This is a genomic window from Bradyrhizobium sp. USDA 3315, from assembly GCF_054056795.1.
The window spans coordinates 2,603,881-2,628,264 of sequence record NZ_JBSRYP010000001.1 but is presented as its reverse complement, the minus strand read 5'-3'; the positions used below and the strand labels follow the sequence as shown (position 1 = coordinate 2,628,264).

Genomic DNA, 24,384 nt, shown 5'->3' with positions numbered 1-24,384 from the left:
GCTGGGGGACCGATGTCCGATTTCGTCATTGAGGAAGGGCTGCCCTATCCGCTGGGCGCCCACTGGAGCGGCCACGGCACCAATTTCGCGGTGTTTTCCGCCAACGCCACCAAGGTCGAGGTCTGCCTGTTCGACGGCGAGCGCGAGACGCACCGCTTCGAGCTGCCCGAATATACCGACCAGGTGTTTCACGGCTACATCAACGGCGTGCAGCCGGGGACGTTCTACGGCTATCGCGTTTACGGCCCCTACCAGCCGGACGGCGGCCACCGCTTCAACCCGAACAAGCTGCTGCTCGATCCCTACGCCTGCGCCCATGCCGGCAGCCTGACCTGGAATCCGGCGGTGTTCGGCTACAAGATGGAGAGCGGCGACGACCTCACCTTCGACGAGCGCGACAGCGCGCCGTTCATGCCGAAATGCGTGGTGGTCGATCCCAATTTCGACTGGGTCCAGGAGGCGCAGCGGCAGGACGTGCATTGGGACGAGACCGTGGTCTACGAGACCCACGTCAAGGGGTTCACCAAGCAGCACCCGAGCGTCAACGAACATTTGCGCGGCACCTATGCCGGCTTCGGCTCGAACGCCGCGATCGACCATCTCAAGGCGCTCGGCATCACCTCGGTCGAGCTGCTGCCGGTGCATTCCTTCATCAACGACAGCAACCTTCTGGACAAGCACCTGACCAATTACTGGGGCTACAACACCATCGGCTTCTTCGCGCCGGATCCGCGCTACGCCGCCGACGTGCCGAACAGCCTGCGCGAATTCAAGGAGATGGTGTCGCGGCTGCATGGCGCCGGCCTCGAAGTCATTCTCGATGTCGTCTACAACCACACCGCCGAAGGCAACGAGCGCGGCCCGACGCTGTCGTTCAAGGGCATCGACAATGCGAGCTATTACCGGCTGCTGCCGGACAAGCGACGCTACTACATCAACGACACCGGCACCGGCAACACGGTGAACCTGTCGCATCCGCGGGTGATCCAGATGGTGATGGACAGCCTGCGCTACTGGGCCGGCCACATGCATGTCGACGGCTTCCGCTTCGATCTCGGCACCATCCTGGCACGTGAGGTCTACGGCTTCGACGAGCAGTCCGGCTTCCTCAAGGCGATGAACCAGGACCCGCTGCTCGCGACCGCCAAGCTGATCGCCGAACCCTGGGATTGCGGCCCCGGCGGTTACCAGGTCGGCGGCTTCCCGGCGGGCTGGGCGGAGTGGAACGACAAATACCGCAACGTTGTGCGCGATTTCTGGCGCGGCGAGGCGGCGCCAGGCAGCCTGGCACCGCGGCTGCTCGGCTCGCACGACGTGTTCAACCGCGAGGGCCGCCGCACCTGGGCCAGCGTCAACTTCATCACCGCCCATGACGGCTTCACGCTGAACGACTGGGCGAGCTACAACAACAAGCACAACGAGGCCAACGGCGAGCACAACAATGACGGCTCGTCCGACAACCATTCCTGGAATTGCGGCGCCGAGGGCCCGACCGACAATCCGGATATCCGCACTTTGCGCGAACGGCAGAAGCGCAACATGCTGGCGACGCTGCTCGCCTCGCAGGGCACGCCGATGCTGCTCGGCGGCGACGAGTTCGGCCGCACCCAGCGCGGCAACAACAATGCGTACTGCCAGGACAACGACATCTCCTGGTTCGACTGGAATTTTTCCGACGATGCCGGGAAGCTGCTCGCCTTCACCAAGCGGATGATCAAGCTGCGGCGCGACTATCCGATCCTGCGCCGCAGCCGCTTCCTCTCCGGCGATCGCGATCCCCAGCTCGAGATCCGCGACGTGGTCTGGATCAGCACGACAGGCGTGGAGATGACGCAGGCCGACTGGAGCACCGGCTGGATCAAATGCTTCGGCGTCGTGCTCGACGGCCGCGCGCGCAAGACCGCGATCGCGCGCGAGGGCGAGGACGACACGGTGCTCGTTATCCTCAACAGCTTTGAGGGCGAGGTGGACTTCAAGCTACCGCGGACGTCAGCCGGACCACGCTGGTCGTTGCTGCTGGATACCAACGCGCCGGAACAGCCGGCAGGCGCGCAGTTTGCGTTCGACGGCACGTACAGGGCAGTGGGGCGTTCGTTCGTGCTGCTCACGACCGGCGAGATGAAGTCATCCCCGTAGCCCGGATGCAGCGCAGCGAAATCCGGGAATGCCCTCGCCCGTTGCACGACCGCCCCGGATTACGCGGAGCTCCATCCGGGCTACGCCTTCTCCTTCCCCCTGAAAGGGGGAAGGTCGGGATGGGGGTCAGCCGCAGGCGATGCTGCAAGCCGAGAGAGCAGATCCCCACCCGCTTTGCTCTCACGAGCAAAGCGACCTCCCCTTTGCAAGGGGAGGTAAGAGTCCCGCGACCCCGTCGGCCAATTGACATTCGGCCGCGGACTGCCAGACTTCGCGGAAAATTAGGGGTGGAGACCTCTGGATGGCCAATCTTTCGGCCTCAAATCACGTCGCCCGTGTTCTGTCGGCGGCCAACCAGGTGGCCGGCGTCGACACCGAGACGCGGATCGCCGCGTCCTGGCGGCGCTGCCTGGTCAATCACAACCTCGATCCGGCCCGGCGCGGGCCGCCGCAGACCCTGACCGAGGCCGAGATCCGGCACATCGCCGAGCCGATGGAGGATTTGATCCAGGTCGCGATCCCCGAGCTCGAGGACCTCGCCCGCGTGCTCCACGACTCCGGCTACTGCGTCAATCTCGCCGATCCCAACGCCACCATGCTGGTGAGCCGGTTGCCCGGGGGCGACTACGCGCGGATGTTCCTTGAGTGGAAGATCTACACCGGCTCGAACTTCGCCGAGACGTTCGAGGGCACCAACGGGCTTGGCACCGCGCTCGCCGAGCAGCGGCCGATCCTGGTGCATGGCGACGAACATTTCCGCGAGCAGTGGCACATGTTCACCTGCGCGGTGTCGCCGCTGTTCGATCATGCCGGCCGCCTCGCCGGCGCCGTCAACATCACCTCGTGCCGCAGCGACCTCGGCCGCAGCGCGCATGAGCTGGCGCTCGCCGTCACCACGGAGGCGACGCGGCGGATCGAGCAGTCGTTCTTCCGCCGGCGCTACCGCGCTTCCTGGATCGCGATGCTGCCCGGCGACGGGCACGGCATGCTGGCCTATGACGACGATCGCCGTGTCGTCGGCGCCTGCCGCACCGCGCGCGCCGCGTTCGGGCTGACCGATGCGATGATCGACGACGGCATCGACCTGTCGCATCTCATTCAACTCGACGATCGCGCGACGCGCGCCGCGGACGAGCAGGTCGCGCTGCGCCGCGCCGACGGCACGCCGTGGGGACGCGGCCGTCTGGCGCCGCCGGTGCGGGCGCGATCGCCGCGTCCACCATCCACGCCGCCGCGCGAGAAGCCGGCCGGACAGTTTTCCGGCCTGCACCGGCTGGCGGGCCGCGATCCCGTGCTGATCAAGGGCGTGAAGCGGCTGATGACGGTCGGCAATCTCGACCTGCCGATCCTGCTGCATGGCGAGACCGGCGCCGGCAAGGACGTGTTCGCGCGCGCCATCCATGCCGCGAGCAACCGCGCCGGGCGCAACTATGTCGCGCTGAACTGCGCGGCGATGCCGGAGAGCCTGATCGACGCCGAGCTGTTCGGCTACGAGGCCGGCGCCTTCACCGGCGCGCGGCGCGAGGGATCGAAGGGGCTGATCGTGCAAGCCAGCGGCGGCACGTTGTTCCTCGACGAGATCGGCGACATGCCGCTTTCGCTGCAAACCAGGCTGCTGCGCGTGCTGGAAAACCGCGAGGTCTGGCCACTCGGCGCGCTGAAGCCTGTCGCCGTCGACATCCGCCTGATCAGCGCCACGCACCGCGACCTGGCGCGGATGGCTGAGGACGGCAGCTTCCGCTCCGATCTGTATTACCGGCTGCGCGGCATGGAGATCCGCCTGCCCGCGTTGCGCGAGCGTGCCGACCGCAAGGACGTCATCGCACAGATCGCCGACGAGGAAGCGCCGCACTGCCGCATCGCGGCCGACGCCTGGGCGCAGCTGATGGCCTATCCGTTTCCGGGCAACATGCGCCAGCTTCGCCACGTGCTGCGGCTCGCCGGCGCCACCGCGGAGCACGGCGTCATCACCGAGGCCGATCTCGATCTGCCGCCGTTCAGCGCACGCGGCGCGGAGGCCGATCACACAGCGACCGAGCGCACCGCGATCGTCGATGCATTGCGCGCCAATGACGGAAGAGTGACGGACGCGGCCAAGGCGCTCGGGCTCAGCCGCGCGACGTTGTACCGGAAGATCAAGGCGTTAGGGATCGCGCTGGACAGCTAGACCAGAACGCCCCTGCTGTTCCGGCGGTGCGGGAAAGGTGATATCCTACGGTTTTCGCCTTCAACGCCACGGAGCGGGTCCCATGACACGGTTTCCCCTCGCTGTGGTCGTTGGCCTCATTGCCGCGACCATTTCGCAGCCTGCCGCCTCGGATTCTACCGAGCAACGATTGGGCAAAGTCCATTTTGTAACATCCTGCAAGCCTGAAGCGCAGGAGCTGTTCGATCGCGCCATGCTGTATCAGCATTCGTTCTGGTACAGCGCGTCGCGACGCACCTTCGAGGAGGTGCTGGAGGCCGACCCGCAATGCGCCATCGCCTATTGGGGCATCGCGCTCAGCTATCTCTACAATCCGCACGCGCCGCCGCCGCCGGAAAACCTTCCGCTCGGCCTTGAAGCAGCGAAAAAAGGCCAGGCGCTGAATGCCGGCACCCCGCGCGAGCGCGAATACATCGATGCGATCGCGGCGATGTATGTCGACTACGACAAGGTCGATCACCGCACCCGCGTGCAGCGATTCCTCGCCGCCGAAGAGCAGGTCGCGATGCACTATGCCGACGATGACGAGGCGCAGATCGCCTATGCGATCACGCTCAACGTCGCGGCCTCGCCGGGCGACAAGACCTACGCCAACCAGCTGAAGGGCGCGGCGCTGCTCGAACCGATCTTCAAGCGCCAGCCCGAGCACCCCGGCATCGCCCACTATCTGATCCATCTCTACGACTACCCGGCGCTCGCGGAGAAGGGCCTCCCCGCGGCGATGCGCTATGCCAAGATCGCCGAACACGCGCCGCATGCCCAGCACATGCCGTCGCACATCTTCACGCGCGTCGGCTATTGGAAGGAGTCGATCGCCTCGAACAAGGAATCCGCACGCATCGCCAGGGAAGACGGCGAGCAGCAGGACCAGGCGCACGCGATGGACTATCTGGTGTATGCCTATCTCCAGCTCGGCCAGGACAAGGAAGCGCGTGCGGTGATCGACGAGCTCGGCAAGCTCCAGTTCAAGCTCGACCGGTTCGCAGGCCCCTTCGCGGTGGCGGCAAGCCAGGCCCGCTATGTCTTCGAACGCGGCGACTGGAAGGGTGCCGCCGCGCTTGAAGTGCATCCCACCAAATACGCCTATGCGGATGCCATCACCTATTTCGCCCGCGCGGTCGGCGCCGCGCGCTCGGGTGACCCCGCCGCCGCCAAGGCCGATGTCGCCAAGCTCGTCGAGTTGCGCGACAAGCTCAGGGACGCCAAGGACGCCTACTGGTCCAACATCGTCGACATCCAGCAGCAGATCGCGAGCGCCTGGGTGCTGTACGCGGAAGGTAAATACGACGATGCGCTCAGCGCGATGAATGCCGCCGCGGAGGCGGAAGACAAGACCGAGAAACATCCCGTCACCCCGGGACCGCTGGCGCCGGCGCGCGAGCTCTACGCGGCGATGCTGCTCGATCGCGGCATGGCCAGGGAGGCGCTCGCCGCCTATGAAGCCGTGCTCAAGAAGGAGCCCAACCGGCTGGCGACTTATCTCGGCATGATCAAGAGCGCCAAGGCGGCCGGCGATCAGGCCAAGATCCGGGAATGCGCCGATCAGATTGCCCGGCTCACCGCGGATGCCGATCTGTCGCGGCCGGAGCTGATCGAATTGCGCCAGACGACCGGAAGCAAGCTGTGATGCCACGGGCGACATGCCGCAACGGTGGAGCGGCGCTGCTCGGCGCCGTTGCGCTATCGCTTTGCCATACCCTGCCGCTTGGCGCGATGGAGATCCTCGGCCAGGCCGGCGTGCTCGGCGAATGGGAGCTGACCGGACATCTCACCGAGAGCGCGCCGGGCGCGCCGAGGCAGTTCTCCGGACCGCTCAAGATGAAGCATGTGGGCATCTGCACGCAGGACGGGCCGGACGAACGCGCCGGAGAAATCAAGCTGCAAATCACGGGTGCGGATTCGCAGGTCACCGCCGAGCTGGTGCTGGACGGCGCGCCCTGCACCTACAGCGCGCGCAAGACGCGCAATTACGAGGGCACGCTGTCCTGCGAAGGACGCGCGCCCGTCCCGCTGCTGGTGTGGCTCAAATAGCCGATACCGTCACGCCGCCGGCCGCGCGCGGCGCAGCCATTCGTTCAAATTGATGCGGCCGAGGCGCGCCTCGCCGAGCGGCACCAGCGAGTGCTGCTCGACCCGGCCGCCCCAGTAAAGCGCGTCAGGGTCTTTCACCACCTCGCGCGGGTCGCCCTTTGCCTTCAGGTAGCGGGCCACGATCTCGTTGAACGGCGCGCGGTCGGGACCTGCGATCTCGACGATGCCGTTGCGCGGCGGCTCTAGCGCGATATCGGCGACGAGCGCGGACACGTCCTCCGCCGCGATCGGCTGGAACAGGCCGGGCGAGAGCCTCACCGTGTTTCCAACCGCGCCCGCATCGGCGATCGCGCCGATGAATTCCATGAACTGGGTCGCGCGGATGATGGTGTAGGGAATCCCTGGCGCCTCGATCAGCTTCTCCTGCGCCACCTTGGCGCGGAAGTAGCCGTTCTCGGGCGTGCGGTCGGTGCCGACGATCGACAGCGCGACATGATGCCTGACGCCGGCCGGCTTCTCCGCCGCCAGCAGGTTGCGGCCGGAGGTCTCGAAGAATTCCATCACCGCCTTGTCTTCGAATGACGGCGAATTGGCGAGGTCGATCACGACGGCCGCGCCGGCCAGCGCCTCCTTCAGCCCCTCGCCGGTGATGGCGTTGATGCCGTTCTTCGGCGAGGCGGCGACGACGTCATGGCCGCGCTGGCGCAGAATGGCAACGGTCTTTGAGCCGATCAGTCCGGTACCGCCGATCACAACGATCTTCATGGTGATACTCCTTGTCGGTGACGAGGTTTCTTGAGACATGCTTGCCGGATCGTCATGGGTACGTCGATCCGCAGCAACTTCGATAGTTGCCGCGCGCGGTCGCCCACGGCAGCGGGGAGAAGGATTGGTGAGTTGGCGCTACCTCCTCGATCGCTCTCCCGCACGCAACCATACTATAGCATGCCACGGCTGTTCTGATGTCGCGGAACCTGTCATCCGATGCGTCGTCTGACGAGCATGAGACGTTGGTGGCTACGCTTGCTGAACCTCTTACCGTCACGTAGACTAATGCGTGCGTTCCAGCCAGCGTGCTGGGGTACCGAAAGCTTCGGCCGCTGCCGGGATATCACCGCGGGCTCTCTTTCGTGCTGCAACGCAAATGCTGGGCATGACGTATAGCCCGCTGTGCACTCCTTGATTTGATTTCAGCAAACGCAGGAGGAGTCTATGCGGAATTTTATCACCTTTTTCGTTTCCAGCGCGGCAATCGTCGTTGCGGCATCGACCGCCGTAGCGGGTGAGAAAGTGCTCGAGTTCAAGCTCGTCACCAAGCCTGTCGACGTCAAGGTCGTCGAGGCAGCAAACGTCGAGGGGCAGACGGTCGTTTCCGGCAAGTTCTTTGGTGTCGCCGTCTTCAGTGATGGCCATATCGGGGTGAAGGAGTTCGTCCATTCAGGAGACATGCTGAAGGGCTCGGGCTCCTATTACGGTTACAGCACCTACACATTCGAGGAAGGCGCGATCACCGCGCGTTACACCGGCGCGATCAAGGACGGAAAATCAAACGGCGAATATACGATCCTTTCGGGCACGGGCGCCTATGCGAATGCAACGGGCACAGGAACGATCGAAAGCGCGCCGAACCCCTTCAAGGGGGTCAATCTTCTGAACATCAAACTGGTCGTGAGAACGCCGGGGTCATAGCAGCGCAGCGTCCGCGGGACCACGGCAAGGACAGCGACGCCTCACATGAGCGTTGGCCCGGCCAGCGGTCGCACGGCCGCGCCGGGCCCACGCCATCAAACGCGGCGCCGCGGTAAGCCGTGTTCAGGCTCTGCCACGGCCGGTTCACCATGACAGTGGCAGCGGTTTGCCCTTTTCAAGCCGGGTCAGACGGGCCGCCAGATTGAACTTGGCGAAGACGTCCAAAAGCTGGTCCTGGCTTTCGCGCAGATGGCCCCAACCTTCGTTGTGGACCGCGACAAGTGCTGCGTCGGGAAAGGCATGCGCAGCCTCCAGCGCATCCTCGCTGCCCATCGTCATATGGAAACGGCCACGGGGCTCCGCGGCGCCCGTGAACAGCACGACGAGCTTGGGCGAAAGCCGCCTCGCGACCTCGGCGGTGCCTTCGAACCAAAGCGTATCGCCGGTGACGTAAAGCAGGTCTCCCGGCTGCTCGGCGCCGAGCGCAAATCCAACCACGTCGCCGGCGTCGACCCCGATGGGTCCATGGCGGGCCGGCGTGGCGGTCACAAACAACTTCTTGCGTTCGCTCTCGAGGACGCGGGTCTCGAATGGAGCAAGGCCCAATGCGTTCCCGCCGAGACGCTGCGCGCCGGAATTCGTCGTGTAGGCTGTGCCGGCGTGCGGAAGAAGCGCGCGGCCGGCATTGTCGAGATTGTCGAAGTGGTGGTCGTGACTGAGCAAGACTGCGTCGAGCTTGCCGATCCGTTCGACTGAAAGGGCCGGCCCATCCGTCTTCCTGTGCCGCACCGGGCTGTACGCTCCCTGATACTCGCCAGGAGGATCGAAGGTGGGGTCCGTCAGCAGACGAAACCCGTCGTACTCGATGAGCACGGTCGGACCGCCGACCAGGGTCAAGGTGAGATTCGGTGCCGCCATGAACTGCTCCCGCGCAATTGTCAGCCCAAATAACCAGCTCCCCGTCCTGAGCGGAATTCGCTATTCTTTCTCAATGGCTGATCAAAATCGCACAGCGATCGATTGGGAGGATGTCCGGCTATTCGCCGCGCTTGCCCGCCACGGCAGCCTGTCGGGAGCCGCGCGTGCACTCTCGGTGAACCATGCGACCGTCGCCCGCCGCGTGAAGTCGCTGGAGACCGCGATCGGCGAACGGCTGGTCGAACGGCGTCCCGACGGTTACGTCCTCACCCGGAGAGGCGCGCGCATCCTCGATGCCGCCAACGATATGGAGGCCGCGGCAGCAAGGCTTGGCCACAGAGGGACGTCGGGCGCGCCGACCGGGCTTGTCCGCATCAACGCGCCCCCGAGCCTCTCACAGAACTTCCTCGTCCATCGCCTCGCCAGACTGTCCAGGCAGCAGCCGGGACTCGACATCGATCTGGCAACCGACTTTCGAACCGTCAGCCTCGAAAGGCGCGAGGCAGACATCGCCCTGCGATTTGGCCGTCCGGAGGACGGCGATGTCATCGCCAGGCGACTCGTGTCGATGGGTTTCGGCTTCTACGCGACCGCCGATTGCCGCCGCAGGATCGACGCCGGCGACGAGCCCGTGTTCGTCGGTTTCGACGAGGCCAATGCCCATCTTCCCGAAGCGCTGTGGTTGTTCCGGAAATTTCCCCATGCGCGCATGTCCTTCCGGACCAGCAACCAGGCCGCGCAGGCCGCGGCCGCACAGGCCGGCGCGGGCATAGCCCTGCTTCCGCATTTCATCGGCCGAGCCGAACGGAAGCTGTGTGTCTGCAAACTCGCGCACGCCCCGCCGCCACGCGAACTTTGGCTCGTCACCCGGCGCCGCGACCGAAATGACCCTCTCGTCGGCACCGTTGCCCGGCATCTCGCGGACATCTTCGCAAATGAGCGCGCGCTGTTCGAGGATTAGGCTCGCTGCGGAGCAGCAGGTCTCAGGTAACCGAATTGCCGTCAGGCGAGATGGCCGGCGCGCAGATCATCAAGAGATGCGGGGGAAGGCCTTAAGCGCAAGCCTTACGAGAACTCGTTCCAGCTGACACGCCGTGCGTCGAGGTCGCCGAGCTCGACCGGATCATGGATGTTGCGCACGCTCTGGAAGCCGGAGCGCAGATAGATCAGCGGGTCGACTGTGGTCGCGGCGCGGACGTGCTGGACCTCGCCGATGAAGATCGAATGGGTCTTGGTCTCGAGCTCCTGCGCCAGCACGCAGTCGAACGCCGCGACGGCATCCTCCAGCACCGGGGCGCCGGTGGCGCCGGTGGTCCAGCGCCCAAACGCAAAACGGTCGTCGCCGTTGACGCCCTTCTGGCCGGAGAAGGTCAGGGCCAGCAGCGCGTGGTCCTCGTTCAGGAAGTTGATGACGAAATGGCGCTCCTCGCGGATGCGCTGATGCGCGCTGGCGTTACGGTTAACGCAGACCAGCACCGAGGGCGGATTGTCCGACAGCGAGCAGGCCGAGGTCACGGTCAGGCCGGTGCGCTGCCCGGTCTCGGAGCCGACCGTCACCAGCGCGACGGCGCCCGCGCAATGGCGCATCGCCTGCTTGAAACTCTGTGCGTCGACCGTCATGCCGCAAACCCTGTTTGAGCATGATCCTCCGGATCATGCTTCGGTAAAAACACTTCGTTCAAGATATGCGAGGCGGGGTGCGAGGCAAGCCCCGCACCCCGCGCAGCTGTCATGCAGCCTTCTCGAACTCGGCTCCGAGATGCTTGAGCCGCGGCATCACCTCGTTCTTGAGCAGGTCCAGCGAGTGCCGCCAGGCTTCCGGCTTGTGCTTGTAATCGAAGCCGAACACACAGAGGACGCCGAAGCCGCCGACCTCCCGGTAGATCTTCTCGATCTTCTCGGTGACCGTCGCGGGCGAGCCGACGATCCAATTCCGGCGCGCGCAATATTCGACGGTGACGTCGCTGTCGGGCACGTCGGGCGCGTGCTTCAGATAGTCCTTGAAGCCGAAATGGCCGAGCAGCGGCAGGAAGTACTCGCTCATCATCCGGCCCATCATGTCGCCGGTCGACAGCTTCCACGCCTCCTCGTCGGTATCAGCCACGAACACCTCGCGCACCAGCCGCCAGTCCTTGCGGCTCGGCTTGCGGCCGGTCTTGGCCGCGCCGGCCTCGACCGAATCCCAGTGGCTGCCGACATAGGCCGGGTTGAGGTTGAGGCTCATCGGGATGAAGCCGCGCTCGCCGGCGAGCTTCAAGGTGTCCGAATTCTTCGACAGGCCGGCGACGCCGATCGGCGGGTGCGGCCCCTGCAACGGCTTGATGTGCGGCTTGAGGAAGTCGAACATCGTGTCCGGCTTGCTCACCGTCCAGTACTTGCCCTTGTGCGTCCAGGGTCCCGGCTCGGACCACATCTTCAGGATGATCTCGAGCGCCTCGCGGGTCATGTCGCGGTTCTGGCCCGACATGCCGTCGACATTGAACATCGCCCAGTCGCTCGGCAGGCCGGAGGCCGCGACGCCGAAGTTGAGGCGCCCGTTCGAGAGGTGATCGAGCATCGCAACGCGGTTCGCGAGCTCGGCGGGATGATGATACGGCAGCAGGAAGCCGCCGGGCCCGATGCGCAGATTCTTGGTCTGCAGCAGCGCCTGCGCCACCAGCAGATCAGGCGACGGGTGCGGCTCCCAGGGTGCGGTATGGTGCTCGCCGATCCAGGCTTCCTGATAGCCGAGCTCGTCGAGCCAGCGCAGCGTCTGCAGGTCCCAGTCGTGGCCCTCCTTCAATCCGCACTCCGGCGGGTGCGAGGGCATGGTGAAGTAGCCAAGCTCCATGTGCGTTTCCTTCCTTCGCGTTGGGTTCAGTTGTGCAATGCGTCTTGCCGCGCATTGCACGACGATCAGCAAGCGCTGTGCCAGCGGAGGAAGTCGCAGGGAATGGATGGGAACGGCCGGATTTCGGCCGGCTGCGGCCGGTCGGCGGGTGCGGCAAGGCTGGCGGCGTCTCACCGTCGCGAGACGCGTCGCAACCATGAGACGCCGCAATATGCGTGGCAGCGGTGGAAGGAGATTAGATCGGGTAGCGGCCGCGACGGGATTGCACTCCCTCTCCCGCTTGCGGGGGAGGGCCGGGGTGGGGGTATCTCAGCGAGTCACATTGTGGAAAGAGCCCCCACCCGGATCGCATCTGCGATGCGATCCGACCTAAGAGCGAGCTTCGCTCGTCTCGACCCCGTAAGCGGGAGAGGTGCAAGCAAGTCCGAGGATCAGCCCGCCGCGCGGCGCGGCTGGGCGTTGGTATCGGGCTCGGAGGGTGGAGGAAGCTGCATCAGGATGGTCTGGCCCATCGAGGCGATCTCGATGCCCTCCTCCTGGAAGCGCCGTTTCATGCGGCGGTTGAACTCGCGTTGCACCGCCCAGCGTCCGCTATCGGTGCAGCGGATCTGGCCGACGATGGTCACGACCGAGCCGTCGACCTTGTCGACGCCCCACAATTCGAGGTCGCCTCGAATGAATGCGCGATACGCCGTCTCCTGGCGCATCTGGGCGACGATGTCCTTCAGCACCTCGCCGGCGCGGTCGGTGTCCTCCTTGTAGGACACGTTGACGCTGACCGCGGCATTGCCGGCGCCGCGGCTGGAGTTGGTGATCGTCGTCACCGCGCTGAACGGCACGACGTGCACCGAGCCGTCGCCGGCGCGCAGCCGCATGGTGCGTATCGAGACGTTCTCGACCACGCCCGAGAGGCCCGACACCGTGACGTTGTCACCGACCTGCACGGTGTTCTCGATCAAGAGGAACAGCCCGGTAATGAGGTCCTGCACCAGCTTCTGCGAGCCGAAGCCGATCGCGATGCCGACGATGCCGGCGCCGGCGAGCAGCGGCGCGACATTGACGCCGATCTCGCTGAGCGCCGTGAGGCCGACCACCGCGACGATCATGCAGAACAGCGCGGTTCGCAGCATCGGCTGGAAGGTGCGCAAGCGCGCGGCGCGGGCGTAATGCCCGTCGCGCGACAGGGTGTCGATCTGCCGGTCCATCAGCGCATTGGCGACTTCCCAGATTACGGCCGCGGCAAGCGCGGCAATGCCGATCGTCACCAGCGCCGAGATCAGGCGGCTTCCGATCTGGCCGCCATAGAACCAGACGATGGCATCGACGCCCCAGACCTCGAGCAGCGCGACGAAGCCAATGAAGGCGATCACTGCCGTGACCACCTTGCGCAGCAGCGGCAGATAGCGGTTGGCGCGGGTCTCGAGTCCTGGGAAGCGCTGGATCAACTCCGGGCTGATGCGGAAGCCGCGATCGATCAGGCTCAGCACCACCATGGTGACGAGGCGGGTAACCAGCAGCACCGCGACAGTGCCGACGAAATATTGCAGCAGCAGCGAATAGCCGTTGCGGATGTTGAGCGCCCACACTGCCCACAGCGCGAGGTCGAGCGCGATCGCCAGCACATGCCAGAGCGCCGCGAGCCGGTTGCGCGTCCGCGCCGCAAGCCCGGTGCGATCGGCCGGCGCGCGGATGGCGTCGGCGACCTGGCGGCGGCACTGCAGGATGATGACGACGACGAACAGATGCACGACCAACATCACGAGCCGGATCAGCGCGGCATAGCCGGCGCGATGCAGCCCGAGCAGCAGCGCGACATTGGCAAAGGCGATGCCGGAGACGCCGACGGCGACGATGCGCCGGGCCCAGATCTCGATATAGGCCGCAGTCTCGGCACGGACGCGGAACAGGCCGAACGGCCCTGCCAGCGCGCGCACCGCGCAGATCAAGACGCGCGAGAACACATAGGCGTTGACGACGGCAAGGATCACGAGCCGCGTGGTCGATTGATCGCCGATCTCGGTGCCGAGCAGCGCGGTGGCGATGCCGCCGAACACGACGACCGGCAGCAATTCGAGCAAAAGGCGCCCAAGCACGAAGGGCAGCCGGACCAGCGACTGCCAGGCCCGCGCCAGGCTGAGCCGGCGCCGCTGCAACTCGGGCGCCGGCGTGACGTCGGCAACCGACGACGGCGGATCGACGATGGCGAGCGTCTGCACCGGCATGCGCGCGGTCTGCGGCAGCCGCGCTTCCAGGAACGCGACCGGCCGCTTGATCAGGCGGAACACCACCCATTCGGCGGCCAGCGCGCAGCCGAACACCAGCGCCAGCTTCCAGGCGATATCGATCAAGAGGCCATAGGCGACCGGATCGTTGGCGGTACGCACGAACCAGTAGTAGAACGCCGGGAAATGCGTCAGCGTGCGCGCGACGTCGGCGACCTCGCGCGACATCTCGCCGACCTGCTCGGACACCATCAGCAACAGCTGTGCGCCGAGGCTGTCGGCAGTGAGCGGGATCGGCGAATGCTGCTCCGGCGCCGGCTCCGCGGCGGCCGCCTGCGGCGAGACATTGGCGATGGCGCGCAGCGTGTTGATGATCTCGCCGCGCTTCTTGTCGTCCTGCAGCGTGTCGAGCGCACGTTTCGCCTGCTCGGGCGTCAGCGCGTTGCCGGTAACGGGTTGCGGCGGCGCCGGCTTGGCGGCCGGCTGCGCAAGCGCGGGAGAGACGAACAAGGTGAAGACGAGAAGCAGCGCAAGGCGAAGTTTGTGCGACACGAGGGCCTCATAAAATAACTGCGCGACCGCAAACCCTTGGGAGGAATCTGCTCTCGCGCTCGCGCCATGTCGGATACTCCTTTTCGCCCCGATGGTGTGTCGGAAGTTTGCCGCTGTGACGGCCATCTCTTGGCATTTGCCGCAACACAATCGTCACAGGCGTTGAGCCGCGTTTACACTTCCAGTGCGGGTTCCCGGCCGGTCGGCTCACTACACGTCAGGGGTGAGACCGCAAAATCTTTCGCTTGACGCGCGGGAGCCGCCATGATGTTCTTATTTTGTTCTTTTGTTCCCAATTGCGTTTCGGGGGTTTCATGCACGACGTGTTTAGCGACGACGGTCCGGTGCGGCTCTTCATTCACGACGACGATGAAACCCCGCTGGAATTCGTGCAGGATTTGTTGCGTACGGTGTTTGGGAAATCCGAGCAGGAAGCCATCGCCTCCGCTGCCTTGATCGAGGCCAAGGGCGCCATTCCGTGCGGCCCCTTTCCGGGACCGGTCGCGCGAGCCATCTTCAACTCGGCGAAGTGGCTGATCCGCTCCAACGGCCAGCCGTTGATGATCACCACCGAGTCGGCCGACGCCAGCCGCCCCTGCGATCTCTGCGAAGCCCCGAGGGCCGTGACGGAGATTCTGATCTCCGGTACGACTGCGTCGCTGTGCAGCGACTGCCTGCTCGCTGCACGGCGCAGCTCGGAAGAATTGCCGGGCGAGACGTTTCGGTCCGCTTACGTTGCGCTCGACTGGCATTTCGCCGGCGTTCCGCGCAACCTGATCGTGACACGGGCGCGACAGTTTCCGGGCCACATGCGCGCCGACGTTCAGGTCGCGATCGACAAGCTGCTCACCGATCCAATCCATTTCTTCGGCATCCATGAAGAATATCGCTACGAGACGCTCGACTTCGCGGCGCTGATGAAGGCCGGCCGCAACGCGCCGGCGATCGCGCCGCCGCAATATCGCGACGTCGATATCGGCGAGGCCGAGCCGGTGAAATGCCTCGCCAATGGACTATGGCTGTGCCGAACCGGCGAACTGCGCTACGCCGTGCTGCTGACCTTCCATCGCGAATATAATCACGAACCGTCGCTGCGAATCGAGCTAGCGTTGCCCGCCGGGGCGACCGGCAACGCTTTCGTGCAGCGCACTTTCGCCGAACTGGAAGCCGCCGTGCATGCAGCGCGATCCTATCGCGGCAAGATCCTGTCGCTGGAGGATGGCGCCAATTATCGCGGACGTTCGCGTGGCTTGACCGTGCAACGCCTGCCGACGGTCGCTCGCGATGACGTGATCCTGCCGGACCGGACGCTGGGGCTGCTCGATCGCAATGTGCTCGGCTTTGTCGAAAGCCGCGATCTGCTGCGCGAGCTCGGCCAGTCGACCCGCAAGGGCATCCTGCTGTACGGCCCGCCCGGCACCGGCAAGACCCACACCATCCGCTATCTCGCCACCAACCTGCCCGATCACACCACGCTGATCATCACCGCCGAGCAGGTCGGGCTGCTCGGCGCCTATATGAACCTCGCACGGCTGCTGCAGCCGACCATGGTCGTGATCGAGGACGTCGACCTGATCGCGCGCGACCGCGAGGACATGGGCGGACCGTGCGAGGAATCCCTGCTCAACAAGCTGCTCAACGAGATGGACGGCCTGAAGGAGGATTGCGACATCCTGTTCGTGCTGACCTCCAACCGGCCGGAAGAGCTGGAAAGCGCGCTGGCCGGCCGGCCCGGCCGCATTGACCAGGCGATCGAGGTGCCGCTACCCGACGAGACCGGACGCGGCAAGCTGATCGGGCTCTACGGCAAGGGCCTGCCGCTCGCGCAGCCCGTCATCGACGACGCCGTGCGACGCACCGAAGGCGTCAGCGCTGCCTTCATCAAGGAGCTGATGCGCCGTCTCGCCCAGGCCAGCATCGTCAGGGACGGTGGCCGCGAGGTCACCTCCTCCGACGTCGACGGCGCGGTGAATGAAATGCTGTTCGACGGCGGCCGGCTCAACGCCAAGCTGCTCGGCGGCGCGCAGGGGATGAGTGCGGGGTGATGGCCGATCACTTCGCCGCTGCCGGCAGCAGCAGTGCACGCTCGCCGGCCGCAACGCGCGCAAGCTCTTCCGACACGCGGGCCAACACGCGGTCCCAGGCCTGCGGCTTGTCCTGGCGGAACAGCCGCATGGTCGGATACCAGGGCGTGTCGGCGCGGTCGCGCAGCCAGCGCCAGTCGAGCGCATAGGGACACAACATCCAGACCGGGCGGCCAAGGGCGCCGGCGAGATGCGCCACCGAGGTGTCGACGGCGATCACGAGATCGAGCGCGCAGACGGCCGCCGCGGTGTCGGCGAAATCGCCGAGCGTCGGCGCGAGGTCGACGATACCTGCGCCAAGGCCCCGCAGCACCGGAGCATCGTCCGGCCGCGGCTCCTTCTGCAGGCTGTAGAGCTGCACGCCTGATGTGACCAGCCGCGGCAGCACCGCGTCCGCCGGCAGCGAGCGTTGGCGGTCACCCTTGTGCCTGGGATTGCCGGCCCAAACCACGCCGACCTTCAGCGCGGTCACGCCGGCGAGCGCCTCGCGCCAGCGCGCAAGCTTGCCGGCATCCGCCCGCAGATAGGATGTCGCTGCGGGAATGGTCTCGACGGTGGTGCGGAAGATCCGCGGCAGATTGAGCAGCGGCAGTTGCAGATCGAACGGCGGCAACGGCTCGCCGCGCGCGAACACCGCGACATCAGGCAGCATCGGCCGCAGCAGCGCGACCAGCGCCGGCTGCACCTGCAGAATGATCCGGCCGCCTCTGCCCGTCAGCATCGGCACATAGCGGACGAAATTGATGGCGTCGCCGAGTCCATATTCGGCAAACAGCAGCAGCGTACGTCCGGCGAGCGGCTCGCCCTGCCATTCCGGCTCGTCGAACACGGGATCGCCGTCGCTGAGCATCTTGGTCTTGCGGCGCCACCGATACTCCTCAAAGCCCTCCTCGAACTCGCCGTTCATCAGGAGGAAATGCGCGTGGTTGTAGTGCGCGAGCGGCTGCTTGGGATCGAGCGTAATCGCCCGGCGCGAGGCCACCAGCGCCGCATCGATCTCGCCGGCATTGCGCAGCGCGACCGCGAGGTTGGCGTGGCCCTTGGCATAGAGCGGCTCGAGCTCGATGGCGCGCCGATGCGCGGCGACCGCAGCCTCGACCAGGTTCTGCGCCTCGAAGATGATCCCGAGATTGGTGTGCGCGGCGGCGTAGTCCGGCTTCAGCGCCAGTGTGAGCTCCGCGCAGGCGATGGCGTCGTCGACCTGTCCGAGCTCGAACAGGCAGGCGCCGAGATTGTTGAGGATGACGTGATCGGACGGGTCGCGGGCCGAGACCTGCCGATAGATGCGGACAGCCTCCTCGCGCTCGCCCGCCTCGTGCAGCACCATCGCCAGCAGGCGCTGCGGCGCGATGTTGCCGGGCTCGAGTGCGATCGCGCGGCGGTAGTGCAGGATTGCGTCCGCCAGCAAGCCCTGGCGATAGAGCGCCGCGCCAAGGCCGCAATGCAGTCCGGCATTGTCAGGATCCGCGGCAAGTCCGCGGCGATAGGCCGTGGCGGCCGCTTCGTGCCTTTTCTGATCGCTCAGCACATTGCCGAGGTTGAGCCAAACGCCGCGGTAGACCGGATCGCGCGCGATCACCTCGCGATAGGCCTGTTCCGCCTCGACCGGTCGCTGCTGCCCGGCCAGCGCGACAGCGAGGTTGAACCGCGCCCGCGTCAGCCCACCATCGAGCCCAATCGCGCGCCGGAACGCGGTCTCGGCCTCGTCGAAGCGCGACAGATCGCACAATGCGACGCCGAGCTTGATGTACAGGCCGGCATCCTGCGGCCGCAGCATCACGCCGCGCTCGAACGCCGCCACCGCACCTTCGTGCTCGCCCTTCACGGCGAGCGCGTCGCCGAGCGTGGCGAACGCCGGTGCATGATCCGGATCGAGGTTGAAGACCCGGTTGAGCAATACCGCGCCTTCCGCGGCACGATCGGTCACGAAGGCGATGACGGCGGACAGATGCAGCGCCGGAACATGGTCGGGATCGGCGGTGAGGATGTCGCCGCACAGCGTGCCGGCCTCCGCCGCGCGGCCCGCGCCATAATGCGCCACCGCATCCCGCAACATCCGATCGACCGCCACGCTGCCCACGATACCGCCCCTGCCAAAGTCCCCGATGCGGATTAAACGGGCGCCGCCGCGAAATCCGGCACGCGAATCCCGGTTAAACAACCAAAGCCAACGTGCAGGTCCTTGATCACTTCCCCTTCCCCCTGAAAGGGGGAAGGTCGGGATGGGGGTCAGCCGCAGACGACGCTGCAAGTGGAGCGAGCTGATCCCCACCCGCTTTGCTCTGACGAGCAAAGCGACCTCCCCTTTTCAAGGGGAGGTAGGAGGGCGACCAGGAGCCCGCCATCGCCCCCTTGACGGCCGCCGCTTCATGTAACATATGACGTTACATGACCCGCGATAGCCGCCTGTCCAGTGTCCTGCATGGCCTGCTCCACATGATCGGGGCAGGCGAGCCGGTGACGTCGGAGCAACTTGCGCAGGCGATGGCCACCAACCCGGTGGTGGTACGCCGCGTGATGGCGGGGCTGCGCGAGCAGGGTCTGGTGCATTCGGAGAAGGGCCATGGCGGCGGCTGGACGCTGGCGCGCGATCCGGCCGACATCACGCTCGCGGACATCTATCGCGCGGTCGGCGCGCCCACGATCGTTGCGATGGGCCATCGCTCGGAAAATCCCGGCTGCCTGGTCGAACAGGCCGTCAACGACGCGCTCGGAGACACGTTTCGCGAGGTCGAGGCGCTGTTCCTGAAGCGGCTCGGCGCGGTGACGCTCGATGCGCTCGCGAAGGATTTCAAGCGCCGGCTCGCCAAACACAAACAAAGTCTCGATGATCAGATTCATGCAGTCAAGTGAGCAGGCGAAACCTCTGCCGTACAACGATCCCGCGCACTGGGACAAAATGGTCGCCGCCTATGAGGCGCAGTCGCAGCCGTTCACGACATTGTTCGCCGACGCCGCGGTCGCAACGCTTCCGATCGACCCGTCATCCAGGGTGATCGACGTCGCCACCGGCACGGGCGCCGCGGCGCTGGCCGCCGCCCGCACCGGAGCCGAGGTCACCGCGATCGATTTCTCCGCCGGCATGGTGGCGCGTGTCCGCGCGCATGGTGTGGCGAATATCGAGGCGCGGCAGATGGACGGCCAGGCGCTCGATCTGCCGGATGCCGCCTTCGACGCGGCAGTGTCGGTGTTCGGCGTGATGCTGTTTCCGGACTGGCGCGCCGGCCTCTGCGAGATGGCACGGGTGACGCGACCGGGCGGATCGGCGGCGATTGCGGTCTGGAAGAGCGCCGACGGTGCCGCCGTGCATCTCTTGCTCTCGCAGATCATCCGGCGGCTCTATCCCGACAATGTCACGCCGATGCCCTGCACGGGCCTCGCCGAGCTCGCCGACCCCGGCCGCCTCGCCGCTGCGCTCATCGCCGCCGGCTTCTCCGATCCGGCGATTGCCGAGGTCACCCACGACTTCAAACTCAATGTCGCCAATCCCGGAGACGTCGACAAATTGTTCGAGTTCATGCCGCATTGGAGCGGGCTCGATGCAGACCAGAGCGCCGCAGTCGCGCGCGCCTTCCGCGCCGAGATTGAGCGCAGGCGGGTCGGCGACAGCTTCGCGATTCCGTCGACCGCGCTGATCGCGACGGCCCGGCGGGCTTGACCGAAACGGCCACGATCCGGCCATGCGAGGTCATGGCCGCCTAGCGCTTGTCGTCGTCCGGTTTTTCTTCATCGCTCGGCGGCTGCAGCCCGGGACTGTTGGCCCAGCGATCGAGTTCCTCGATGACCCGCCGGTGGCTCGGCCGTAGCGGCTCTGCACCGCCGGGCTCTTGCGACAATTTTCGGGGCAGCTTGACCTGATCTGGCATGGTGAGGCTCCAGAGCTGGGGGCTGTACGCAGGGACACAAGCGCCACTCGTTACGCGCGGGACTTGAGGAGATCGCGGATCTCGGTGAGCAGCTCCTGATCTTTGGTCGGCTTCGGCGGTTCGGCCGGCGCCGCGGGCGCTTCGCGCTTGAGCTGGTTCATGAGGCGGACCACGATGAACAGCACGAAGGCGACGATCAAGAAGTTGAGCGTCAGCGTCAGGAAGCTGCCCCAGGCCAGCACCGCGCCCTGCTTCTTGGCATCGGCCAGGTTGGTCGCGGTCACCGACTTCGAAAGCGCGGTGAAATAGTTGGAGAAGTCGAGCCCACCGCTGACCGCGCCGATGATCGGCATGATGATATCGGCCACCATCGACGAGACGATCGCGCCGAATGCCGCGCCGATGATCACGCCGACGGCGAGATCGACGACGTTGCCCTTCATGGCGAATTCCCTGAATTCCTTCAGCATGTGATCTCCTGTCTTCCAAATCAATGCCGTGGTACGGCCCGGCGACCCGGTGGCCGACCGCTCCAAGGGGGCGAAAGATTATTTGCGATCGGCCGGCTTCGCGGGTGCCGCGACCGGCTGCGCGGGCGCGGCCTGCTCCCACGGGGCCGGCAGGATGACCCGCGCCCGCGGCGGGTTCTGCGCGGCGCGTTGCACATTCGCATTTTCTGGCCGCGGTTCGTCGCGGGCGTTATCCGCGCGGGCGATGGCGACATGGATGCCGAGCGCCAGTGCGATAAATCCGAGTGCCGCGCCGACCGACGCGGCGGACCGCACCACACCAGCGCGCGGCCTGTTCAGGATGGCAGGATGAGATGAGGTCATCGCAACTGCTCCTCACGCAATACACATCGTTCGGAGCCGCGCGGGCGCGAGCGCCGCGCATGGCTCGAGGCGGGACGTCAGGTCTTGATGTCGTCCGGCAGCTTGCCGCCATTGGCGGCGAGCTTCGCCATCACCTGCTGATGCAGCCAGACATTCATGGTGGCGGTGTTGCTGGTGTCGCCGGTGTAGTGCAGCTCCTTCGCGAGCTCCTTGCGCGCCGCGAGGCTGCTGTCGAGGCCGAGTGCCTTCATCAGGTCGACGATCGAGCTGCGCCAGTCGAGCTTCTCGCCGGTCGCCGCGGCCGCCTTGTCGACGATCGCGGCGACGTCGACGGTTTGTGCCGCCGCCGTGCCGGGCGCAGCAGATGCAGACGTCGACGTCGATGGCGCTGCGCCGGGCGCAGCCGTCGTTGTGCTCTCAGCGGTTTTGGCCTGGGCGCCGTGGCCGAAGATTGCACCCATGATGCTTCCAAAAATGCTCATGATCTCTCGCTCCGTGCGCCCGAGAACACCGTTCGTCCCGTGGCTGTTTCCAGTGACGGGGCGGACGATAGGCAGGCCATTGGTCGAGCGGAAGATGACCATCGTCACTATCGGAGTGTGGGACGGCGTGGTGCTGTCGGCGGGAAAAGCGTGCGGCTTTCTGCGGCCGCGCGAGAGCTTTCATCGTACGCCCCACGTGCGATGAAGTCAGCCGTCCCGGCCCGATTCGCCAGCCCCGAGAAGTCGGGACGGCTGACACAGACGTGTGCGCGTTGTCGCTAACTAGAGCTGGCGGCGGCGGATGGTCTGGGCGAGTTCGACAAAGCTCTCGGCAATGCCGACGCCGGTCTTGGCGCTGACCGATTTGACGCTCGACTTCGCAAGCCCGGCAATCGCGCCCGCGCTACCCGCGGCTTCCGGCAGGTCGATCTTGTTCAGCAGCGCCCGGTAGGGCCGGCCCGGGAAGCGCTCCTCGAAGCCGCGGACCAGTTCGACCATGCGGGTCACCGTCTGCGGCCGCGTGACGTCGGACACGATGATGGCGGCGGATGCGCCGGTGACATAGACCGTGTCGAAGATCTGCGTGCCGAAATCGCCGTCGGTGTCCCACAGCACGAGGCGCATCGGATCGCTGCCATCCGCCGACGCCACGTCGTGGCTCAGGATCTCGACGCCCAGCGTCGATTTGTACTGGCCCTCGAACCGGTTGTAGATCAGCCGATAGAGGATCGACGTCTTGCCGACCCCCATATCGCCGAGCAGCATGACTTTCGCGGTGAGCATCAGCGGGCCACTTCGCCTCGATAGACCGTCTCGAACGCCACGCGGCGATTACCGCCGACGGTGGCGTCGACCCGGTCGGTGATCGGCATCGTCGCCGCGCGCGAAACCAAAATCAGCCGCGACGGATCGACCCCGAGCGCAGTCAGCCTGCGCTGGACCTGCTCGGACCGCTTGCGCGCCAGCGTCCGGTTGGTGCCTTCCGTGCCGCTCTGATCGGCATAGCCGACGATCCGCAGCCTGAGATCGTTGTTCGCCATTAGTCCCGCGAGCTCGCGCAGCTGCTGCTCGGCCTGGTCGCTGTCGAGGACTTCGTCTGAATTGTTCGCGAAGAAGATCGCGGTGGTGGCGATGAAGCGGTCGAGCCGCGCCGCCGGACCGTCGGCGACGGCTTGCAGCTTCGAATATTGCTCGGCCAATTTGGCATACTGCTCGCCGAGCCTGTCATATTGCTCGGTCAGGGCGGCATATTTCTGGTCGCCCGACTTCGCCTGCGCACCGATCACCTCGCGCATCTGGTCGAGGCTCGCCTGCAGGCGCGTCAGGCTCTGCTGCAGGCCCGCGATGCCGGCCTCCGATGCCGCGATTTGCTCCGGTGCGGACACCAGACCGATGTGGTTGACGATCTTGTACGGTGCCGCGGCCGCGGCGAGCGCATCGATCAACGGCGCGGTTTCCAGCTGGCTCGGCTCGATGCCTGAAACGGCCACGCTTCGGCTGCCGTGATCGAAGTCGAGCCGCAGCGGGAACGAGGCCAGCAACGGCTGCTTTGCGGCGAGCTGTTCCAGCGCCGCATGGGTCCGCCGCTCCAACAGGCCGCGCGTCACCGATGTCGCGGCAAGCCAGAGCAACAGCGCGGCCAATGCCGCGAGCAAGGCGAAAAGGATCACCTTGCCGCGCCGGCTCGCGATCCGCCGTGGCGTATCGTCGGTCTCGATCGCGGCTGCCAGCGACGCCAGCATCGGCCCGTCGCAATCCGCGCCGCGGTCGATGCGCTCGATCGCATCGAAGAACAACGAGTTGATCCTGGCGTTGTCGGCGGGCCGCAGCGGTCCCAGGCACTCCGCCGCCAGGATGAAGCGGGGCGAGGCGCGCAGCGCGAGCTGCCGTCCGCCGAAATCGAGCGTCTGCAGATTGCCTTCGCCGGCCAGCGCCTGCACGGAGAATTCCAGAATCGCCGCGACCATCGCGCTGAGCAGATCGGCGCGTTCGTCGGCGGTCGCATCGCGTTTCCAGTCCGCGATCAGGCGGCCATTGCCGCGTTCGATGATCAGGAGCCGGTTGATCTGCGGCGGCTGATCGGCGAGCACGAATTCGCTGATCGGGCGTCCCGTCACCAGCGACTTGACGCGGCCGACCCACAATTGCGCCGAGGTCAACGCATTGATGCGCTGCTCGAGCGAGGCAACCAGCTCCCTGAACGAATTTGCCACCGCGGCGCTGACCAGACGGCCGACGATCGGATAGAGCGCCTCGATCATCTGCTCGCGCGAGTTCTTGATCTCGCTGCGGATCGCCGAGACCACGACCGGCGCAATCGCGCTGGCGAGCTCGCGCGGCCGGTTGACCTCGGCGCGCTCCAGCGCCTCGACCAGGATGCCCGCGGTTGCCGTCTCCAGGCGGTCGGCGTTTCCGACATAGCGCTGCAGCGAGTCGAGGTCGGCCTCCAGCGACGTCAGGCGCGTCGCCTCGGGCTGAAACAGCAATGTCTTGAGCTGCTCGATCTCGCGGTTCTGGCCGGCAGCAGCTGCCATG

Annotated in this window: 21 protein-coding genes; 9 read left to right on the top strand and 12 right to left on the bottom strand. The window is 66.1% G+C overall.

Going from position 1 to position 24,384, the window contains the following annotated elements:
- The first annotated feature begins 12 nt into the window (after positions 1 to 12).
- The 4 genes from glgX (at position 13) to ACVIYL_RS12015 (ending at position 6,373) form a co-directional block, all read left to right on the top strand.
- The gene (gene glgX, locus ACVIYL_RS12030; RefSeq protein WP_456778631.1) at positions 13 to 2,136 is read left to right on the top strand and encodes a glycogen debranching protein GlgX; all 2,124 of its coding nucleotides are present in this window, start codon (positions 13 to 15) and stop codon (positions 2,134 to 2,136) included.
- A 301-nt stretch (positions 2,137 to 2,437) separates the two neighbouring features.
- Positions 2,438 to 4,303, top strand: a complete 1,866-nt coding sequence (locus ACVIYL_RS12025) for a sigma-54-dependent Fis family transcriptional regulator (protein ID WP_456778630.1) — start codon at positions 2,438 to 2,440, stop codon at positions 4,301 to 4,303.
- 82 nt (positions 4,304 to 4,385) lie between these two features.
- The gene (locus ACVIYL_RS12020) at positions 4,386 to 5,969 is read left to right on the top strand and encodes a hypothetical protein (RefSeq protein ID WP_456778629.1); all 1,584 of its coding nucleotides are present in this window, start codon (positions 4,386 to 4,388) and stop codon (positions 5,967 to 5,969) included.
- On the top strand, positions 5,969 to 6,373 hold the full coding sequence (locus tag ACVIYL_RS12015; RefSeq protein WP_438075529.1) for a hypothetical protein: 405 nt from the start codon (positions 5,969 to 5,971) through the stop codon (positions 6,371 to 6,373). The genes ACVIYL_RS12020 and ACVIYL_RS12015 overlap by 1 nt, the downstream gene beginning before the upstream one ends.
- Positions 6,374 to 6,382: 9 nt before the next feature.
- Here ACVIYL_RS12015 and ACVIYL_RS12010 read toward each other — a convergent pair whose 3' ends face one another.
- Positions 6,383 to 7,138 (bottom strand): SDR family oxidoreductase, encoded by a 756-nt coding sequence (locus ACVIYL_RS12010; protein ID WP_456778628.1) that lies wholly within the window; start codon positions 7,136 to 7,138, stop codon positions 6,383 to 6,385.
- 447 nt (positions 7,139 to 7,585) lie between these two features.
- On the opposite strand from ACVIYL_RS12010, the gene ACVIYL_RS12005 reads away from it, so the two are divergent.
- A complete protein-coding gene (locus ACVIYL_RS12005) occupies positions 7,586 to 8,062 on the top strand; it encodes a hypothetical protein (RefSeq protein WP_456778627.1) in 477 nt (158 codons plus the stop codon).
- Between the two features lie 144 nt (positions 8,063 to 8,206).
- Here the strand turns inward: ACVIYL_RS12005 and ACVIYL_RS12000 are convergent, their stop codons facing one another.
- Positions 8,207 to 8,980, bottom strand: a complete 774-nt coding sequence (locus ACVIYL_RS12000) for an MBL fold metallo-hydrolase (RefSeq protein ID WP_456778626.1) — start codon at positions 8,978 to 8,980, stop codon at positions 8,207 to 8,209.
- Positions 8,981 to 9,053: 73 nt separating this feature from the next.
- Between ACVIYL_RS12000 and ACVIYL_RS11995 the strand changes: the two genes are divergently transcribed.
- Complete coding sequence (locus ACVIYL_RS11995) at positions 9,054 to 9,941, top strand: LysR family transcriptional regulator (RefSeq protein ID WP_456778625.1); 888 nt, start codon at positions 9,054 to 9,056, stop codon at positions 9,939 to 9,941.
- A 104-nt stretch (positions 9,942 to 10,045) separates the two neighbouring features.
- On the opposite strand, the gene ACVIYL_RS11990 is transcribed toward ACVIYL_RS11995, so the two are convergent.
- From ACVIYL_RS11990 to ACVIYL_RS11980, 3 genes are all read right to left on the bottom strand, one after another.
- Positions 10,046 to 10,600 (bottom strand): flavin reductase family protein, encoded by a 555-nt coding sequence (locus ACVIYL_RS11990; RefSeq protein ID WP_016847112.1) that lies wholly within the window; start codon positions 10,598 to 10,600, stop codon positions 10,046 to 10,048.
- 109 nt (positions 10,601 to 10,709) lie between these two features.
- Entirely contained in the window at positions 10,710 to 11,810 is a 1,101-nt protein-coding gene (locus tag ACVIYL_RS11985) for an LLM class flavin-dependent oxidoreductase (RefSeq protein WP_018269514.1), read from the bottom strand.
- A 431-nt stretch (positions 11,811 to 12,241) separates the two neighbouring features.
- Positions 12,242 to 14,584, bottom strand: coding sequence for a mechanosensitive ion channel family protein (locus ACVIYL_RS11980; RefSeq protein ID WP_253606309.1), 2,343 nt, complete (start codon positions 14,582 to 14,584; stop codon positions 12,242 to 12,244).
- A gap of 314 nt (positions 14,585 to 14,898) precedes the next feature.
- Here ACVIYL_RS11980 and ACVIYL_RS11975 point away from each other — a divergent pair, with 314 nt between their 5' ends.
- The gene (locus ACVIYL_RS11975) at positions 14,899 to 16,629 is read left to right on the top strand and encodes an ATP-dependent Clp protease adaptor ClpS (protein ID WP_456778624.1); all 1,731 of its coding nucleotides are present in this window, start codon (positions 14,899 to 14,901) and stop codon (positions 16,627 to 16,629) included.
- Between the two features lie 7 nt (positions 16,630 to 16,636).
- Here the strand turns inward: ACVIYL_RS11975 and ACVIYL_RS11970 are convergent, their stop codons facing one another.
- Complete coding sequence (locus tag ACVIYL_RS11970; RefSeq protein ID WP_456781812.1) at positions 16,637 to 18,724, bottom strand: tetratricopeptide repeat protein; 2,088 nt, start codon at positions 18,722 to 18,724, stop codon at positions 16,637 to 16,639.
- Positions 18,725 to 19,056: 332 nt separating this feature from the next.
- Between ACVIYL_RS11970 and ACVIYL_RS11965 the strand changes: the two genes are divergently transcribed.
- Together ACVIYL_RS11965 and ACVIYL_RS11960 are read left to right on the top strand one after the other, a co-directional pair.
- A complete protein-coding gene (locus tag ACVIYL_RS11965) occupies positions 19,057 to 19,521 on the top strand; it encodes an Rrf2 family transcriptional regulator (protein WP_456778623.1) in 465 nt (154 codons plus the stop codon).
- Positions 19,508 to 20,326 (top strand): class I SAM-dependent methyltransferase, encoded by an 819-nt coding sequence (locus tag ACVIYL_RS11960; protein WP_229160902.1) that lies wholly within the window; start codon positions 19,508 to 19,510, stop codon positions 20,324 to 20,326. The genes ACVIYL_RS11965 and ACVIYL_RS11960 overlap by 14 nt, the downstream gene beginning before the upstream one ends.
- Before the next feature lie 40 nt (positions 20,327 to 20,366).
- On the opposite strand, the gene ACVIYL_RS11955 is transcribed toward ACVIYL_RS11960, so the two are convergent.
- The 6 genes from ACVIYL_RS11955 to ACVIYL_RS11930 form a co-directional block, all read right to left on the bottom strand.
- The gene (locus ACVIYL_RS11955; protein ID WP_168857300.1) at positions 20,367 to 20,534 is read right to left on the bottom strand and encodes a hypothetical protein; all 168 of its coding nucleotides are present in this window, start codon (positions 20,532 to 20,534) and stop codon (positions 20,367 to 20,369) included.
- A gap of 50 nt (positions 20,535 to 20,584) precedes the next feature.
- Positions 20,585 to 21,004: a large conductance mechanosensitive channel protein MscL gene (gene mscL / locus ACVIYL_RS11950; protein ID WP_225647147.1), complete on the bottom strand. Its 420-nt coding sequence runs from the start codon at positions 21,002 to 21,004 to the stop codon at positions 20,585 to 20,587.
- A gap of 78 nt (positions 21,005 to 21,082) precedes the next feature.
- On the bottom strand, positions 21,083 to 21,367 hold the full coding sequence (locus ACVIYL_RS11945; RefSeq protein ID WP_456778622.1) for a hypothetical protein: 285 nt from the start codon (positions 21,365 to 21,367) through the stop codon (positions 21,083 to 21,085).
- Between the two features lie 77 nt (positions 21,368 to 21,444).
- Positions 21,445 to 21,849 carry a DUF3597 domain-containing protein gene (locus ACVIYL_RS11940; protein ID WP_176936731.1) on the bottom strand — a complete coding sequence of 135 codons (405 nt, stop codon included), beginning with the start codon at positions 21,847 to 21,849 and terminating at the stop codon, positions 21,445 to 21,447.
- A 282-nt stretch (positions 21,850 to 22,131) separates the two neighbouring features.
- A complete protein-coding gene (locus ACVIYL_RS11935; RefSeq protein ID WP_456778621.1) occupies positions 22,132 to 22,632 on the bottom strand; it encodes a GTP-binding protein in 501 nt (166 codons plus the stop codon).
- Positions 22,632 to 24,383: an OmpA family protein gene (locus ACVIYL_RS11930; RefSeq protein ID WP_456778620.1), complete on the bottom strand. Its 1,752-nt coding sequence runs from the start codon at positions 24,381 to 24,383 to the stop codon at positions 22,632 to 22,634. The genes ACVIYL_RS11935 and ACVIYL_RS11930 overlap by 1 nt, the downstream gene beginning before the upstream one ends.
- Position 24,384: the final 1 nt, after the last annotated feature.